This is a genomic window from Bacillus sp. AMCV2 (assembly GCF_056033925.1).
In genome coordinates, this window is the sequence record NZ_JBVYIB010000002.1 from 513,320 (window position 1) to 527,276 (window position 13,957).

Genomic DNA, 13,957 nt, shown 5'->3' on the forward strand with positions numbered 1-13,957 from the left:
AGCTAGGAAGTGTCGTAATGAGCACAAAACCTTTTTACAGAGATACGTGGGCGGAAATTGACTTGTCCGCGATAAAGGAAAATGTCAGCAATATGAAAAAACATATCGGTGAACATGTCCACTTGATGGCAGTTGTGAAAGCAAACGCCTACGGGCATGGTGATGCAGAAACAGCAAAGGCTGCTCTTGACGCAGGTGCTTCATGCTTGGCTGTGGCCATTTTGGATGAAGCGATTTCACTGCGCAAAAAGGGCTTGAAGGCGCCTATATTGGTGCTTGGCGCGGTTCCCCCAGAGTATGTGGCAATCGCTGCTGAGTATGACGTGACCTTAACAGGTTATTCTGTTGAATGGCTTCAGGAAGCAGCCCGCCACACGAAAAAAGGTTCTCTTCATTTTCATCTGAAGGTCGATACGGGGATGAACAGGCTTGGTGTAAAAACAGAGGAAGAAGTTCAGAACGTGATGGCAATTCTTGACCGCAACCCTCGTTTAAAGTGCAAAGGGGTATTTACCCATTTTGCGACAGCGGATGAAAAAGAAAGAGGCTATTTCTTAATGCAATTTGAGCGTTTTAAAGAGCTGATTGCTCCGCTGCCGTTAAAGAATCTGATGGTCCACTGCGCGAACAGCGCCGCCGGACTCCGGCTGAAAAAAGGCTTTTTTAATGCAGTCAGATTCGGCATCGGCATGTATGGCCTTCGCCCGTCTGCTGACATTTCGGACGAGATACCGTTTCAGCTGCGTCCGGCATTTACCCTGCATTCGACGTTGTCACATGTCAAACTGATTAGAAAAGGCGAGAGCGTCAGCTACGGAGCCGAGTACACAGCAGAAAAAGATACATGGATCGGGACGGTGCCTGTAGGCTATGCGGACGGGTGGCTCCGAAAATTGAAAGGGACCGACATCCTTGTGAAGGGAAAACGCCTGAAAATTGCCGGCCGAATTTGCATGGACCAATTTATGGTGGAGCTGGATCAGGAATATCCGCCGGGCACAAAAGTCACATTAATAGGCCGGCAGGGGGATGAATATATTTCCATGGATGAGATTGCAGGAAGGCTCGAAACCATTAACTATGAGGTGGCCTGTACAATAAGTTCCCGTGTTCCCCGTATGTTTTTGGAAAATGGGAGTATAATGGAAGTAAGAAATCCTTTATTGCAGGTAAATACAAGCAATTAACTTACCTAAATGGAGAATTCATAAAACAGCTTTGCTTGAAGAGTGAATAATGGTATCATTATCACTGGATGGATAAAAGAGTCGTATCCGTAAGTTTGGTGGAGGTGTATGTTTTTTGTCTGAATCCAGCGCAAGAACCGAAATGAAAATCAGCTTGCCCGAAAACCTAGTAGCTGAATTGGATGGTGTAGCGATGCGGGAGAAACGAAGCAGAAACGAACTGATATCACAAGCAGTGAGAGCGTATGTCAGCGAACGAACAACTCGTCACAACCGTGATTTGATGAGACGCGGCTATATGGAAATGGCGAAAATCAACCTGAATATTTCTTCTGAGGCTCACTTTGCGGAGTGCGAGGCTGAAACGACAGTTGAGCGCTTAGTCAGCGGAGGATAATCATTTGATTGTGAAACGCGGCGATGTTTATTTTGCTGATTTATCTCCTGTTGTTGGCTCAGAGCAAGGCGGGGTGCGCCCGGTTTTAGTGATCCAAAATGACATCGGAAATCGCTTCAGCCCAACTGCTATTGTTGCAGCCATAACAGCACAAATACAGAAAGCGAAATTACCAACCCACGTCGAAATCGATGCAAAACGCTACGGTTTTGAAAGAGATTCCGTTATTTTGCTGGAGCAAATTCGGACGATTGACAAGCAAAGGTTAACGGATAAGATTACTCATCTGGATGATGAAATGATGGATAAGGTTGATGAAGCCTTACAAATCAGTTTGGCACTCATTGATTTTTAGACATATTTGCAGGTTGCTCACATAGAGCAACTTTTTTTGTTTTCAAAAAACATAAGCGATATAATAGTGAAATAACGAAAAAAATATGTTGTTTTTTATTGGGAGGTAAGCGAATTTGATGTCGAATCAGACTGTATACCAGTTCATTGCCGAAAATCAAAATGAACTGCTCCAACTGTGGACTGACACACTAAAAGAATTAAGCGAGCAAGAATCCTATCAGCTGACTGACCAAGTGTATGAAAATATATCTAAAGAATATATCGACATTCTGCTGCTGTCTGTTAAGGACGAAAACGCTGCTGAAAGCCAAATCAGCGAACTGGCGCTTCGAGCGGTCCAAATCGGACTGTCTATGAAGTTTTTGGCTACTGCGCTTGCTGAATTCTGGAAGCGTCTCTACACGAAAATGAATGATAAGAGATTGCCAGATCAAGAGAGCACGGAATTAATCTGGCAGATTGACCGCTTTTTCAGCCCGATTAACACAGAAATTTTTAATCAATACTCTATCTCATGGGAAAAAACAGTATCCCTGCAAAAAATCGCGCTGCAAGAGCTGTCTGCGCCGCTTATCCCGGTGTTTGAAAATATCACTGTGATGCCTCTTGTCGGAACAATTGATACCGAACGCGCGAAACGAATTATGGAAAACCTTCTTAATGGCGTCGTCAAACACCGTTCCCAAGTCGTGCTGATTGACATTACAGGTGTCCCTGTCGTCGATACGATGGTTGCCCATCATATTATTCAGGCATCAGAAGCTGTAAGGCTTGTCGGAGCAAAATGCCTGCTGGCCGGAATCCGTCCGGAAATTGCTCAAACAATCGTCAACCTGGGGATTGATTTATCCCAAGTTATAACTAAGAATACCCTGCAAAAAGGAATTCAAACAGCATTGGAAATGACGGATCGAAAAATCGTTTCATTGGGGGAATAACATTTTGAGACATCCGAAAATCCCGATCTTGAAACTGTATAATTGCTTATTAGTATCCATTCAATGGGAACTTGATGACCAGACAGCATTAACTTTTCAAGAAGACTTATTAAATAAAATATACGAAACAGGTGCTAACGGAGTCGTCATTGACCTGACATCTGTGGATATGATTGATTCATTTATCGCGAAAGTGCTGGGCGACGTCATTACAATGTCTAAGTTAATGGGGGCTAAAGTCGTCTTGACCGGCATTCAGCCTGCTGTGGCAGTGACGCTGATTGAACTTGGAATCGCACTTGAGGAAATCGAAACTGCGCTCGACTTAGAGCAGGGGCTTGAGACATTGAAGCGGGAATTGGGGGAATAGCGAATGAACGACCAATCCTGTGTAAGAATCATGACAGAATGGGATATTGTGGCCGCCAGACAGCTGGGACGAAACGTTGCGAAAGAACTGGGTTTCGGCACGGTAGACCAGGCTAGAATTACAACGGCTATTTCAGAATTAGCCAGGAATATTTATTTATATGCCGGCAAAGGGCAGATTGGAATTGAACAGGTCGCAGACAGAGGAAAAAAAGGCCTGAAAATCATAGCGGAAGACCAAGGGCCGGGAATTCCTGATATCCGAAAAGTCATGGAAGACGGGTTTTCAACGTCTGGAGGACTTGGTGCGGGACTTCCCGGGGTCAAAAGGCTGATGGATGAATTCAGCTTAAATTCCGTAGCGGGGGAAGGAACAGAGATACAAGCCATCAAATGGCTTCGGTAGGAGGTAAGAACGTGGATTTTAGGGAGGTTATTGAGCAGCGGTATCATCAGCTGCTTAGTCGATATATAGCCGAATTAACAGAAACATCTTTATATCAAGCCCAAAAATTCAGCCGAAAAACAATCGAGCACCAAATTCCTCCGGAAGAAATCATCAGCATTCACAGAAAAGTGCTGAAGGAGCTGTATCCAAGTCTCCCGGAAGATGTGTTTCATTCGCTGGATTTTTTAATAGAAGTCATGATTGGTTATGGAATGGCTTATCAGGAGCATCAAACCCTTAGAGGGATACAGCAGGAAATCAAATCAGAAATTGAAATCGCGGCAAATGTCCAGCAGACGCTGCTCGGAACTAAAGTTCCTCAGGAGGAAGCGCTGGATATCGGCGCCATCAGTGTTCCCGCTAAACAGATGAGCGGTGATTACTACCACTTTGTCAAAGACAAGGAATCCATCAATATCGCAATCGCGGACGTGATCGGAAAAGGCATTCCAGCGGCTTTATGCATGTCCATGATTAAATACGCGATGGACTCTTTGCCGGAAACGGGCATACACCCTTCTCAAGTGCTGAAAAATTTGAATCGTGTTGTTGAACAAAACGTTGATGCCAGTATGTTTATTACGATGTTTTATGCGAATTACAATATGGACAAGCATCAATTTACATATGCTTCAGCGGGACATGAACCGGGATTCTATTATTCTCAAAAAGACAACACGTTTTACGATTTAGAGGCCAAAGGACTCGTTCTCGGCATCTCGCAGGACTATGACTACAAACAATTCGATCAGCATCTGGAAAAGGGCGATATGATTGTTTTATTTTCTGACGGCGTCACAGAATGCAGAACGGAAAACGGTTTCTTGGAGCGTCCTGATCTGCAGAAGCTCATTGAGGAACATATGTGTTCCTCCGCGCAGGAAATGGTCAAAAACATTTATGACAGCCTCCTCAAATTGCAGGATTTTCAGCTTCACGATGATTTTACGTTAATTGTTTTGCGGAGAAAGGTTTAACGTCTGTCAGACGAGGGTATAAAGCAACTAGTGATTTGAAGGAAAATTTGAGGTGATACGAATGAATATAAATGTTGATGTGAAGCAAAACGAGAATGATATACAAGTAAACATTGCAGGAGAAATTGATGTATACTCAGCACCGGTGCTTAGAGAGAAGCTCGTTCCTCTGGCAGAACAAGGAGCTGACTTAAGAATTTGCCTGAAAGATGTCAGCTACATGGACAGTACCGGATTGGGCGTTTTTGTAGGGACCTTTAAAATGGTGAAAAAACAAGGTGGTTCGCTGAAACTTGAAAATCTTTCTGAACGGCTGATCCGACTGTTTGACATTACAGGCTTGAAGGACATCATTGATATTTCTGCAAAGTCAGAAGGTGGAGTGCAATGAAGAATAATGCTGATTACATCGAAATGAAAGTGCCGGCCCAACCTGAATATGTGGGAATTATAAGACTGACGCTGTCAGGGGTCGCAAGCAGAATGGGCTATACGTACGATGAAATTGAAGATTTGAAAATCGCAGTCAGCGAGGCGTGCACAAATGCGGTTCAGCACGCTTACAAAGAAGATAAAAATGGGGAAGTGTCAATCCGATTCGGTGTGTTTGAAGACCGTTTAGAGGTTATTGTGGCGGATGAAGGAGACAGCTTTGACTTTGATCAAAAGCAGCAGGATCTAGGGCCGTACACACCTTCGCACACAGTTGATCAATTATCAGAAGGAGGGCTCGGTCTATATTTAATGGAAACGCTCATGGATGAAGTCAGAGTGCAAAACCACTCCGGCGTCACCGTAGCGATGACAAAGTATTTAAATGGGGAGCGAGTTGATCATGACACAACCATCAAAAACTACGAAACTAACTAAAGATGAAGTCGATCGGCTCATAAGCGATTACCAAACAAAGCAAGATGAACAGGCGCAGGAAACGCTTGTGCGGGTGTATACAAATCTGGTTGACATACTTGCAAAAAAATACTCAAAAGGCAAAAGCTTCCACGAGGATCTCCGCCAGGTCGGCATGATCGGGCTGCTAGGCGCGATTAAGCGATACGATCCTGTTGTCGGCAAATCGTTTGAAGCTTTTGCAATCCCGACAATCATCGGTGAAATTAAACGTTTCCTCAGAGATAAAACATGGAGCGTTCATGTGCCGAGACGAATTAAGGAACTGGGTCCAAGAATCAAAATGGCGGTTGATCAGCTGACCACTGAAACACAAAGATCGCCGAAAGTCGAAGAGATTGCCGAATTCCTCGATGTTTCTGAAGAAGAGGTTCTTGAAACGATGGAAATGGGCAAAAGCTATCAAGCCTTATCCGTTGACCACAGCATTGAAGCGGATTCGGACGGAAGCACCGTCACGATTCTTGATATCGTCGGATCACAGGAGGACGGATATGAGCGGGTCAATCAGCAATTGATGCTGCAAAGCGTGCTTCATGTCCTTTCAGATCGTGAAAAACAAATCATAGACCTTACGTATATTCAAAACAAAAGCCAAAAAGAAACTGGGGACATTCTCGGTATATCTCAAATGCACGTCTCGCGCTTGCAGCGCAAAGCTGTGAAGAAGCTCAGAGAGGCCTTGATTGAAGATCCCTCGATGGAGTTAATGTAATGATCCAGGTTGAAGAAAACGAGCATATTCAAACTCTAGTATATCAACTGAATAAAGAAGGGAAATCGATTTGCGGTGACAGCTTTTTTATGAAAGCTGATGATAAGGAGTTAATTTGTGCGGTTGCTGACGGACTGGGAAGTGGATCACTTGCTAACGAATCCTCTGCAGCCATCAAAGACTTAGTGGAAAACTATGCGAATGAAGACGTAGAAAGCATTATCGAACGCTGTAATCAGGCGATGAAAAACAAAAGAGGCGCTACAGCATCTATCCTGAAAATCAATTTTGAGCAAAGGCAGTTTACGTACTGCTCTGTCGGAAATGTACGGTTTATTCTGCATTCCCCGTCTGGTGAAAGCTTTTATCCTCTGCCGATTTCGGGCTATTTATCAGGCAAGCCGCAAAAATACAAAACGCACACCGCCACCTATGAAAAGGGTTCAAAGTTCATTATACATACAGATGGACTCAACGTACCTGATATCCGCTCCCATTTGAAAAAAGGCCAATCGGTAGAAGACATATCGAATTCGCTGAAAATGTATACGACATCGAGAAAAGATGACCTGACCTATATTCTCGGACAGCTGTCCTAAGAGAATAAGAACAAGAAGAAGCTGGAATACCGGCTTCTTTTTTTTATGTGTTTTTTTCGGTTTTTGATACACTAGAGAAAGAACGACAAAATTGGAGGCTTTGGTTACATGGAAACGTCAGCCCTTTTAAAACAGCAAATTGCGAAAGAAATAGGTTTATCACAAAAACACGTTGAAAGTGTCATCCGCCTGCTTGAGGACGGCAATACAGTCCCGTTTATTGCCCGGTATCGAAAAGAGCAGACGGGTTCAATGGATGAGGTTCAGATTCAGACGATTTCTGAACGCTGGCAATACATACAAAACCTGAATCAGCGAAAAGAAGAAGTCATCAGGCTGATTGCAGAGCAGGATAAACTGACAGATGATCTAAAACGTAAAATCGAGCAATCGGTGAAGCTTCAGGAAGTGGAAGACCTTTACCGCCCTTATAAACAAAAGCGTAAAACAAAGGCGACAGTCGCCAAAAGCAAAGGCCTTGAGCCGCTTGCCGACTATATCCTGACACTTCCCCAAGATGATCGTCTGGCAGCAACAGCAGACCAATACATCAGCGAAGAAAAAGAAGTGTTCACACGAGAAGAAGCGATTGAAGGCGCCAAGCACATTATTGCGGAACAAATCTCAGACGAGCCGACCTTCAGAAAGTGGATTCGTCAGGAAACCTTCAAAAGAGGAACCATTAAGTCTGCAGCCGGAAAGTCGGCAGACACCGATGAGAAAAATGTGTATGAAATGTATTACGAGTATGAAGAGCCAATTGCAAAAGTCGTTCCGCATAGGGTGCTGGCAATGAACCGCGGCGAAAAAGAAGACATTTTAAAGGTGTCAATCGAACCGCCTGCGGATCACATTAAGGCGTATTTAGAAAAACAAATCATCAAAAATCGCTCAACATCCGTAAAAGAGATTTTGCAGGAGACAATTGAAGACAGCTATAAAAGGCTGATCCAGCCGGCAATCGAGCGTGAAATCAGGAAAGAGCTCTCAGAAAAAGCTGATGAACAGGCGATTCATATTTTCTCAGAGAATTTGAGAAAGCTTCTTTTGCAGCCGCCGATGAAAGGCAAAACCGTTCTCGGTGTTGACCCAGCCTTTCGAACTGGCTGTAAGCTCGCTGTGTCAGATGAGACCGGAAAAGTCTTGAAAATTGATGTGATCTATCCGCATGCGCCAGTCAACAAAACAAAAGAAGCCCATGAAAAAGTAAAAAAGATTCTTGAGCAGTATCAAGTCGAGATGGTGGCGATCGGAAACGGCACAGCATCCAGAGAAACAGAGCAATTCATCGTAAATGTACTGAAAGACATGCCGCGCAAAATTTATTATGTGATTGTCAATGAAGCGGGAGCAAGCGTCTATTCGGCTTCAGAGCTTGCCCGAGAAGAATTCCCTGACCTTAAGGTTGAAGAGCGCAGTGCCGTATCTATTGCGCGAAGACTTCAAGACCCGCTCGCGGAGCTCGTTAAGATCGATCCGAAGTCTGTTGGTGTCGGGCAGTATCAGCATGACGTCAGCCAAAAACGCTTAAATGAATCTCTGCGGTTCGTCGTCGAAACGGTCGTAAACCAGGTGGGAGTAAACGTTAACACAGCCTCCGCCGCGCTGCTTCAATATGTAGCTGGATTATCGAAGTCTGTAGCAGGCAACGTTGTCAAAAAACGTGAGGAAATCGGAAAGTTTTCAAATCGAAAAGAACTGAAGGACATCCCAAGGCTCGGTGCGAAAACCTACGAGCAATGTATCGGTTTCTTAAGAGTGCAGGAAGGGACAGAGCCTTTGGATAGAACAGGCATCCACCCGGAAAGCTATAAAGAAACAAAAGCACTTTTGAAAAAACTCGGACTTTCAACAGAACATATCGGCACGGCGGAATTGAAGGACAAAATCAATCAGCTGGCGCTCTCTGAAACGGCAAAAGAGCTGGGAATCGGCGAAATCACTCTGAAAGACATTTGTGAACAGCTGACAAGGCCGGAACGCGATCCACGCGATGAGGTGCCTAAGCCTTTGCTGAAAACAGACGTCCTTCAGCTGGAAGATTTGAAAGAGGGAATGGAACTGCAGGGCACCGTGCGCAATGTAGTGGACTTCGGAGCGTTTGTTGATATCGGAGTTAAACAAGACGGGCTTGTGCATATCTCAAAACTGAGCAATCAATTCGTTAAGCATCCTCTTGATGTCGTATCTGTCGGCGATATCGTGACAGTCTGGGTTGACGGCGTAGATGTACAAAAAGGCAGAGTATCGCTGTCTATGGTAAAATAAAAGCACTGCTTACGAGCAGTGTTTTTTCCTATAGAAATACCAGCATTGATTCAGCAGTTTAATTTGGTAATTATCTTTTTCAAGGAACGCTTTTTGCATCTGCTTTTTAAGCCAATTTGGCATAGGCTCATTCCTCCTCAGCTTTTATCATAAGAGGGACGGTGATTACCATATTGTATGCGAACGGTGAATTGTCCCGTTCAATGTTTTTTAAGTGAGGTGCACTATGGATAATATAGAGCTTCAAAAGCTGACAGAGGATATTTCTAAAACATATTTTAAAAAGCCGTTCCGCCATCAGGCGCTTTTTAATGACAGGCTTAAAACCACGGGCGGAAGGTACCTGTTAACTTCCCATAACATTGAATTGAACAGAAAATATTTGATTGAACACGGCAGGGAGGAACTGGTCGGCATCATCAAGCATGAGCTCTGCCATTATCATCTTCATCTTGAAGGAAAAGGGTACAAGCACAGAGACAGAGATTTTAGAATGCTTTTGCAGCAAGTCAACGCGCCGAGGTTCTGTACACCCCTTAAGAAAAAAGCGGAAAACAAAAAAACTTATATGTATATCTGTACGGCCTGCGGCCAACAGTATATAAAGAAGCGCGCCATGAACCCTGACAGATACAGGTGCGGAAAATGCCGCGGAAAAATAAAAAGAATTTTTTCGTGAAAAAGGTTGACGAATATGGCAAGCCTGTGTTACATTATAAAAGTCGTTACGAGAGATAAATAAAAACATTTACCTCTTGACACTGTAAATCAAGGCTGATATAATAAGCCTTGTCTCATTATTCCACAGTAGCTCAGTGGTAGAGCTATCGGCTGTTAACCGATCGGTCGCAGGTTCGAATCCTGCCTGTGGAGCCATATTGGAGAAGTACTCAAGTGGCTGAAGAGGCGCCCCTGCTAAGGGTGTAGGTCGCGTAAGCGGCGCGAGGGTTCAAATCCCTCCTTCTCCGCCATAAGATTTCGATATAAGTTCTCAACCATCGGCCCGTTGGTCAAGCGGTTAAGACACCGCCCTTTCACGGCGGTAACACGGGTTCGAATCCCGTACGGGTCATTCCATTTCGTTGGGCTATAGCCAAGCGGTAAGGCAACGGACTTTGACTCCGTCATGCGTTGGTTCGAATCCAGCTAGCCCAGCCATTTTTATTTTTTAAAATCTAATAGTAAGAGCCATTAGCTCAGTTGGTAGAGCATCTGACTTTTAATCAGAGGGTCGAAGGTTCGAGTCCTTCATGGCTCACCATTTGTCTTTTTGCGGGTGTGGCGGAATTGGCAGACGCGCTAGACTTAGGATCTAGTGTCTTACGACGTGGGGGTTCGAGTCCCTTCACCCGCACTTTATTTACAAAGTGCACGCAAATAGTTTTTACTAGGTTAAGAGCCTACTAAACCAGCACAAACAAAATTTCATGATCACGCGGTCGTGGCGGAATGGCAGACGCGCTAGGTTGAGGGCCTAGTGGGTGAATAACCCGTGGAGGTTCAAGTCCTCTCGGCCGCATCAATGATACCAAGGGTTTTGACGCCCTTGGTATTTTTTTGTGTTTATTTTCAAATGATTTACTGCCCACAAACTGCCCACTTACCTAAAGTAAGTCATCTAATTTATCAGCCATTTCCTTTTGCTTGTTTGGATATAGGTGTCCATAAACATCAATTGTTGTTTTTACAGAACCATGTCCTAAACGCTCTTTAATTGTTATGTAATCTTCTCCTTGGTGTATTAATAGTGCAACGTGTGAATGTCTAAAATCATGTAAACGTATAGGAGTAAGATCGCTATCCTTGCAAAAGTATTTAATTTTCCGACTGAAAATATCTTTTCTTGAAGGTGTATCTTTATATTGAAAGATATAGGTATCATGTGAATGTCTAATACCTAATTCATTAAACAACTCTTCTTGTGCTTCTTTCCAACGTTCTAGTAGCTTAAGCAATTTTTTATTGATGCTAACTCGCCGAATCGAATTTTTGGTTTTTGGAGTAGTAACAACAAATTGACCATCAAGCCAGGTGCACGATTTATGCACATCTATTTCTAATAAGATTTTGTCAATATCTTTCCATTGCAGGGCGAGCATTTCACCACATCTTAGTCCAGTTAAAAAAGCAACAGTGTAAAAGGTTTTAAACAATAATTGATCTTGAGGAATTAAACTAATAAATTTTTTGAATTCTTCTGGTCTCCAAAACTTCATTTTCTTTCTTGTTAAAGGTAATCGTTTAACGTTGTCACACGGATTTCTTTTTAAGATTTCTTCATGTACAGCTGTATCAAAAATTTTGCTTAGACTAGTCATTATATTATTAACCGATTTATTGCTTAGACCTGTTTCCATTAAATGTTTTCTGAAATCAGTTACTTCTCTATGTGTGATTTTTTGTATATCAGATTTCAAAAAGTAATCAGATATATGTTTGTTTATAATGTACTTCTGATTCTGATAATAGTTTGGTTTACTATCTATTTCACAATTTGCTAAATAAATTGAAATTAGAGTCGGAAAGCTTACTGATCTGGACTTTCTTGCTCTTTCTTCTTGAAATTCTCTTCTTAATTTTGCTTCTAATTCTAAAGCCTCTTTTCTGGTTGATGCTACTGGTCTCGTCCTAATTCTTTCTCCAGTAATCGGGTCAAATCCAAAGCTAACGTCAACTTGATATTGACCATTTTCAAGTTTTTTTACAGACATTTTATTTCTCCTTTAACCAAAAGCGCTTATTTCGTGTGAATAGATTCTGTTACTAAATGAGCCAATTTGAGAAAGTTTATAATCAGTAACAAATGATGGTACGTTGAAGTATGCTGCTATTTGTTCTTTGCTAAAACCCTGTATATATGGAAGGGCTTCATTAAGCATTTTATCTGTCAGTATTAATTCTGATGCAAATAGGCTTGCTTGATGCTCAAGTTTATCTTTTAGAACTTTAGAGCAATTCACAACTTTAAAAGTGTTCAATCTTTTATGGAGAAAGTAATGCCCTAATTCATGGGCAATTACAAATTGTTGATGTTGGAGGTTCTCGTTGATATGAATTAAATATTGATCTGTGGCTTTGTCATGTTGTAGTAAACCGTTTGCTTGTCCAAGATCATTTTTGAGTATATAAATTTTTTGGATGTCACAAATTTCATATACATTATTTGTACCATGTGTCTTAATTACTGATTGGACTTTATGTTTAATTCCTTTGCTTGTATAAATTGTTATCACTCTTTCTTCTTTAATTCATCAATGAATTTAATTCCGTTTTTTAATGCTTTTTTAACAAGGCGTGCAGTTTCCTCATCAAATTCACCATCATTCATAAAAAGGAGTGTATCTTCATCCTTTAATTCCTGTATGGCTTCATTAATTGTTTTATTGAGTAAATCAGTTTCGTTTTTCTTACTTACTTCATCCTTTCCTAATAAATAGTCTGTAGATACGTTATATAAATTGCTCAATTTTAAGAGTGTGTCTGTATCAGGATCTCTGTAATCTCTTTCGTAATTAGACAAGTTATTGTTACCGATATTAAGTTTCTCTGCGGCTTCTTTCTGAGTGTATCCAGCTTTTTGTCGAGCTTCTTTTAATCGTTTGCCTAGGCTCATTTTTATCATCCATTTCACAAAGAGTTGATTTTTATAAAAATCATAACAACATTTTTTGGAGAATTCATTAATTTCACCTATAAGTTAAATAAATAATTAAAAATTCTCCTTTTAGGAGTGTTTGTTTCTTCTTTCTGGAGAGTTTAATTATCATTATTTCCATATATGTTCAAAAAAATACACTTTAAGGTGAATTTTGTGTTGACTTACACGAAAAGGAGTTTTATAATAAAGTTAATTCACAAAGAGTTGAGTTAACGAGGAGGTGATATTTTGAAAGGAGAGTTTTTAACTGCGAGAGATATTCAAAAAATTCTTGGAGTTAAACAGTCTAAATCTTATGACATCATTAGAACTTTGAATGCTCAAATGAAAAAAGATGGATATATGGTCATTCAAGGTAAGGTGAGTAGAGCTAAGTTTGAAGAGTGTTATTGTTACAAAGGTCCAAAATCTCAAACGGGGTGATTTTTATAAACATTGATATAACAAACTCGTTTATGAAAGAAGCTGTTCCTTTAGCCAAACAAATGGAAGGTGATTGGATAGCACGAATGAAAATTGCTCTGAATTCAGTCATCATAAATCATTATTTAAACCTTCCCTTAACAATTGAAAATGTTAATGAATTACTGCGAAAAGGCGTTTCATATCGCAGGATATGTAAGCATTACGGCATTGGAAGAAAAGACATTGAAAAGCTTCGGCAATCATCCATAGTGTGACGTTATATACCACTATAGGGAGCCGTTAAGAATCCTTTGAAAGGGGGGATGCGATGAAAATAAGAGTGAATGCAACAATCATTACTGATGTTGAAGCTTTAAAGGCTGATAAGGATTTAAATCATTTTAAAGAGTATGCCACTTGTGAAACATTCGTTGTTGAAGCTGATAATTATTTGAAGGCTAATAATGAAATATCTGAGCTGTTAAAAGGCTGGGATTGGTGGTGTATCTGGTCTACTCGACCAATGAGTAGAAAGGAAAATCAGGTGTTTACTTTATATAACGATGATCTGTATAACTTATGTCGCTAGGAGTGTTTGTTCTTTGAAAACTATATATAAACAAAAAAAGCGCCTTGACGAATAATCATCAAGAACGCCGGAAAATAAAAACTAGACACTTTTATTATACGGTATTCTTGTTGAAATGTCATGCGTGAGTATTTGAGTGAT

20 protein-coding genes and 7 tRNA genes are annotated in these 13,957 nt (G+C 41.5%); 23 read left to right on the forward strand and 4 right to left on the reverse strand.

Annotation, left to right across the window (positions count from 1 at the left end; all coding sequences use genetic code 11):
• The first annotated feature begins 17 nt into the window (after nt 1-17).
• The 12 genes from alr to AC0OMA_RS02715 all read left to right on the forward strand — a co-directional run bounded on the left by alr (nt 18) and on the right by AC0OMA_RS02715 (nt 9,164).
• A complete protein-coding gene (gene alr, locus AC0OMA_RS02660; protein ID WP_015252766.1) occupies nt 18-1,187 on the forward strand; it encodes an alanine racemase in 1,170 nt (389 codons plus the stop codon).
• A 115-nt stretch (nt 1,188-1,302) separates the two neighbouring features.
• A complete protein-coding gene (gene endB, locus AC0OMA_RS02665; protein WP_003225183.1) occupies nt 1,303-1,584 on the forward strand; it encodes a type II toxin-antitoxin system antitoxin EndoAI in 282 nt (93 codons plus the stop codon).
• A gap of 4 nt (nt 1,585-1,588) precedes the next feature.
• Nucleotides 1,589-1,939: a type II toxin-antitoxin system endoribonuclease NdoA gene (gene ndoA, locus AC0OMA_RS02670; RefSeq protein WP_003156187.1), complete on the forward strand. Its 351-nt coding sequence runs from the start codon at nt 1,589-1,591 to the stop codon at nt 1,937-1,939.
• Between the two features lie 115 nt (nt 1,940-2,054).
• Complete coding sequence (gene rsbRA / locus AC0OMA_RS02675) at nt 2,055-2,879, forward strand: RsbT co-antagonist protein RsbRA (RefSeq protein WP_009966610.1); 825 nt, start codon at nt 2,055-2,057, stop codon at nt 2,877-2,879.
• A 4-nt stretch (nt 2,880-2,883) separates the two neighbouring features.
• Nucleotides 2,884-3,249, forward strand: a complete 366-nt coding sequence (rsbS, locus tag AC0OMA_RS02680; protein ID WP_003225190.1) for an RsbT antagonist protein RsbS — start codon at nt 2,884-2,886, stop codon at nt 3,247-3,249.
• Between the two features lie 3 nt (nt 3,250-3,252).
• A complete protein-coding gene (rsbT, locus tag AC0OMA_RS02685) occupies nt 3,253-3,654 on the forward strand; it encodes a serine/threonine-protein kinase RsbT (RefSeq protein WP_003246640.1) in 402 nt (133 codons plus the stop codon).
• A gap of 11 nt (nt 3,655-3,665) precedes the next feature.
• Nucleotides 3,666-4,673: a phosphoserine phosphatase RsbU gene (gene rsbU / locus AC0OMA_RS02690; RefSeq protein WP_003234295.1), complete on the forward strand. Its 1,008-nt coding sequence runs from the start codon at nt 3,666-3,668 to the stop codon at nt 4,671-4,673.
• A gap of 61 nt (nt 4,674-4,734) precedes the next feature.
• Nucleotides 4,735-5,064 carry an anti-sigma factor antagonist RsbV gene (gene rsbV, locus AC0OMA_RS02695; protein WP_003234298.1) on the forward strand — a complete coding sequence of 110 codons (330 nt, stop codon included), beginning with the start codon at nt 4,735-4,737 and terminating at the stop codon, nt 5,062-5,064.
• The gene (gene rsbW / locus AC0OMA_RS02700; protein ID WP_003234299.1) at nt 5,061-5,543 is read left to right on the forward strand and encodes an anti-sigma B factor RsbW; all 483 of its coding nucleotides are present in this window, start codon (nt 5,061-5,063) and stop codon (nt 5,541-5,543) included. Before rsbV ends, rsbW begins: the two co-directional genes overlap by 4 nt.
• On the forward strand, nt 5,509-6,297 hold the full coding sequence (gene sigB, locus AC0OMA_RS02705) for an RNA polymerase sigma factor SigB (RefSeq protein ID WP_181218298.1): 789 nt from the start codon (nt 5,509-5,511) through the stop codon (nt 6,295-6,297). The genes rsbW and sigB overlap by 35 nt, the downstream gene beginning before the upstream one ends.
• The gene (gene rsbX / locus AC0OMA_RS02710) at nt 6,297-6,896 is read left to right on the forward strand and encodes a phosphoserine phosphatase RsbX (RefSeq protein ID WP_015382836.1); all 600 of its coding nucleotides are present in this window, start codon (nt 6,297-6,299) and stop codon (nt 6,894-6,896) included. The genes sigB and rsbX overlap by 1 nt, the downstream gene beginning before the upstream one ends.
• Nucleotides 6,897-7,004: 108 nt before the next feature.
• Entirely contained in the window at nt 7,005-9,164 is a 2,160-nt protein-coding gene (locus tag AC0OMA_RS02715; RefSeq protein WP_015252761.1) for a Tex family protein, read from the forward strand.
• A 9-nt stretch (nt 9,165-9,173) separates the two neighbouring features.
• On the opposite strand, the gene cmpA is transcribed toward AC0OMA_RS02715, so the two are convergent.
• Nucleotides 9,174-9,287, reverse strand: coding sequence for a cortex morphogenetic protein CmpA (cmpA, locus tag AC0OMA_RS02720; RefSeq protein ID WP_003225207.1), 114 nt, complete (start codon nt 9,285-9,287; stop codon nt 9,174-9,176).
• A 103-nt stretch (nt 9,288-9,390) separates the two neighbouring features.
• On the opposite strand from cmpA, the gene AC0OMA_RS02725 reads away from it, so the two are divergent.
• The 8 genes from AC0OMA_RS02725 to AC0OMA_RS02760 all read left to right on the forward strand — a co-directional run bounded on the left by AC0OMA_RS02725 (nt 9,391) and on the right by AC0OMA_RS02760 (nt 10,683).
• Nucleotides 9,391-9,843 carry a SprT family protein gene (locus AC0OMA_RS02725; RefSeq protein ID WP_047182126.1) on the forward strand — a complete coding sequence of 151 codons (453 nt, stop codon included), beginning with the start codon at nt 9,391-9,393 and terminating at the stop codon, nt 9,841-9,843.
• Nucleotides 9,844-9,965: 122 nt separating this feature from the next.
• Nucleotides 9,966-10,040 (forward strand) — tRNA-Asn (locus tag AC0OMA_RS02730).
• Nucleotides 10,041-10,044: 4 nt separating this feature from the next.
• Nucleotides 10,045-10,135: transfer RNA gene (locus AC0OMA_RS02735), tRNA-Ser, on the forward strand.
• 29 nt (nt 10,136-10,164) lie between these two features.
• A tRNA-Glu gene (locus tag AC0OMA_RS02740) sits at nt 10,165-10,236 on the forward strand.
• Between the two features lie 11 nt (nt 10,237-10,247).
• Nucleotides 10,248-10,322, forward strand: a tRNA-Gln gene (locus tag AC0OMA_RS02745).
• Nucleotides 10,323-10,349: 27 nt separating this feature from the next.
• Nucleotides 10,350-10,425: transfer RNA gene (locus AC0OMA_RS02750), tRNA-Lys, on the forward strand.
• An 11-nt stretch (nt 10,426-10,436) separates the two neighbouring features.
• A tRNA-Leu gene (locus AC0OMA_RS02755) sits at nt 10,437-10,518 on the forward strand.
• Between the two features lie 81 nt (nt 10,519-10,599).
• Nucleotides 10,600-10,683, forward strand: a tRNA-Leu gene (locus AC0OMA_RS02760).
• An 85-nt stretch (nt 10,684-10,768) separates the two neighbouring features.
• On the opposite strand, the gene AC0OMA_RS02765 is transcribed toward AC0OMA_RS02760, so the two are convergent.
• Genes AC0OMA_RS02765 through immR form a run of 3 tightly spaced genes read right to left on the reverse strand, consistent with a single transcriptional unit; the run spans nt 10,769 to nt 12,777 of the window.
• Complete coding sequence (locus AC0OMA_RS02765) at nt 10,769-11,875, reverse strand: tyrosine-type recombinase/integrase (RefSeq protein ID WP_474221866.1); 1,107 nt, start codon at nt 11,873-11,875, stop codon at nt 10,769-10,771.
• Nucleotides 11,876-11,887: 12 nt separating this feature from the next.
• The gene (immA, locus tag AC0OMA_RS02770; RefSeq protein WP_009966616.1) at nt 11,888-12,397 is read right to left on the reverse strand and encodes a metallopeptidase ImmA; all 510 of its coding nucleotides are present in this window, start codon (nt 12,395-12,397) and stop codon (nt 11,888-11,890) included.
• Nucleotides 12,394-12,777 (reverse strand): helix-turn-helix transcriptional regulator ImmR, encoded by a 384-nt coding sequence (gene immR / locus AC0OMA_RS02775; protein WP_003240393.1) that lies wholly within the window; start codon nt 12,775-12,777, stop codon nt 12,394-12,396. Before immR ends, immA begins: the two co-directional genes overlap by 4 nt.
• 273 nt (nt 12,778-13,050) lie before the next feature.
• Here immR and xis point away from each other — a divergent pair, with 273 nt between their 5' ends.
• The 3 genes from xis to AC0OMA_RS02790 are packed head-to-tail and all read left to right on the forward strand — an operon-like array spanning nt 13,051 to nt 13,816.
• A complete protein-coding gene (gene xis, locus AC0OMA_RS02780) occupies nt 13,051-13,245 on the forward strand; it encodes an ICEBs1 excisionase (protein ID WP_474221867.1) in 195 nt (64 codons plus the stop codon).
• On the forward strand, nt 13,242-13,502 hold the full coding sequence (locus AC0OMA_RS02785; RefSeq protein ID WP_268441060.1) for a hypothetical protein: 261 nt from the start codon (nt 13,242-13,244) through the stop codon (nt 13,500-13,502). The genes xis and AC0OMA_RS02785 overlap by 4 nt, the downstream gene beginning before the upstream one ends.
• 53 nt (nt 13,503-13,555) lie before the next feature.
• Nucleotides 13,556-13,816: a hypothetical protein gene (locus AC0OMA_RS02790; RefSeq protein WP_474221869.1), complete on the forward strand. Its 261-nt coding sequence runs from the start codon at nt 13,556-13,558 to the stop codon at nt 13,814-13,816.
• The last annotated feature ends 141 nt before the right edge of the window (nt 13,817-13,957 follow it).

Excerpts from the sequence above, each read along its gene's own strand:
- alr (WP_015252766.1), top strand. The coding sequence starts at position 18 with ATGAGCACAAAACCTTTTTACAGAGATACGTGGGCGGAAATTGACTTG.
- rsbT (WP_003246640.1), top strand. The coding sequence starts at position 3,253 with ATGAACGACCAATCCTGTGTAAGAATCATGACAGAATGGGATATTGTG.
- rsbV (WP_003234298.1), top strand. The coding sequence starts at position 4,735 with ATGAATATAAATGTTGATGTGAAGCAAAACGAGAATGATATACAAGTA.
- rsbW (WP_003234299.1), top strand. The coding sequence starts at position 5,061 with ATGAAGAATAATGCTGATTACATCGAAATGAAAGTGCCGGCCCAACCT.
- sigB (WP_181218298.1), top strand. The coding sequence starts at position 5,509 with ATGACACAACCATCAAAAACTACGAAACTAACTAAAGATGAAGTCGAT.
- rsbX (WP_015382836.1), top strand. The coding sequence starts at position 6,297 with ATGATCCAGGTTGAAGAAAACGAGCATATTCAAACTCTAGTATATCAA.
- AC0OMA_RS02715 (WP_015252761.1), top strand. The coding sequence starts at position 7,005 with ATGGAAACGTCAGCCCTTTTAAAACAGCAAATTGCGAAAGAAATAGGT.
- cmpA (WP_003225207.1), bottom strand. The coding sequence starts at position 9,287 with ATGCCAAATTGGCTTAAAAAGCAGATGCAAAAAGCGTTCCTTGAAAAA.
- AC0OMA_RS02725 (WP_047182126.1), top strand. The coding sequence starts at position 9,391 with ATGGATAATATAGAGCTTCAAAAGCTGACAGAGGATATTTCTAAAACA.
- AC0OMA_RS02765 (WP_474221866.1), bottom strand. The coding sequence starts at position 11,875 with ATGTCTGTAAAAAAACTTGAAAATGGTCAATATCAAGTTGACGTTAGC.
- immR (WP_003240393.1), bottom strand. The coding sequence starts at position 12,777 with ATGAGCCTAGGCAAACGATTAAAAGAAGCTCGACAAAAAGCTGGATAC.
- AC0OMA_RS02790 (WP_474221869.1), top strand. The coding sequence starts at position 13,556 with ATGAAAATAAGAGTGAATGCAACAATCATTACTGATGTTGAAGCTTTA.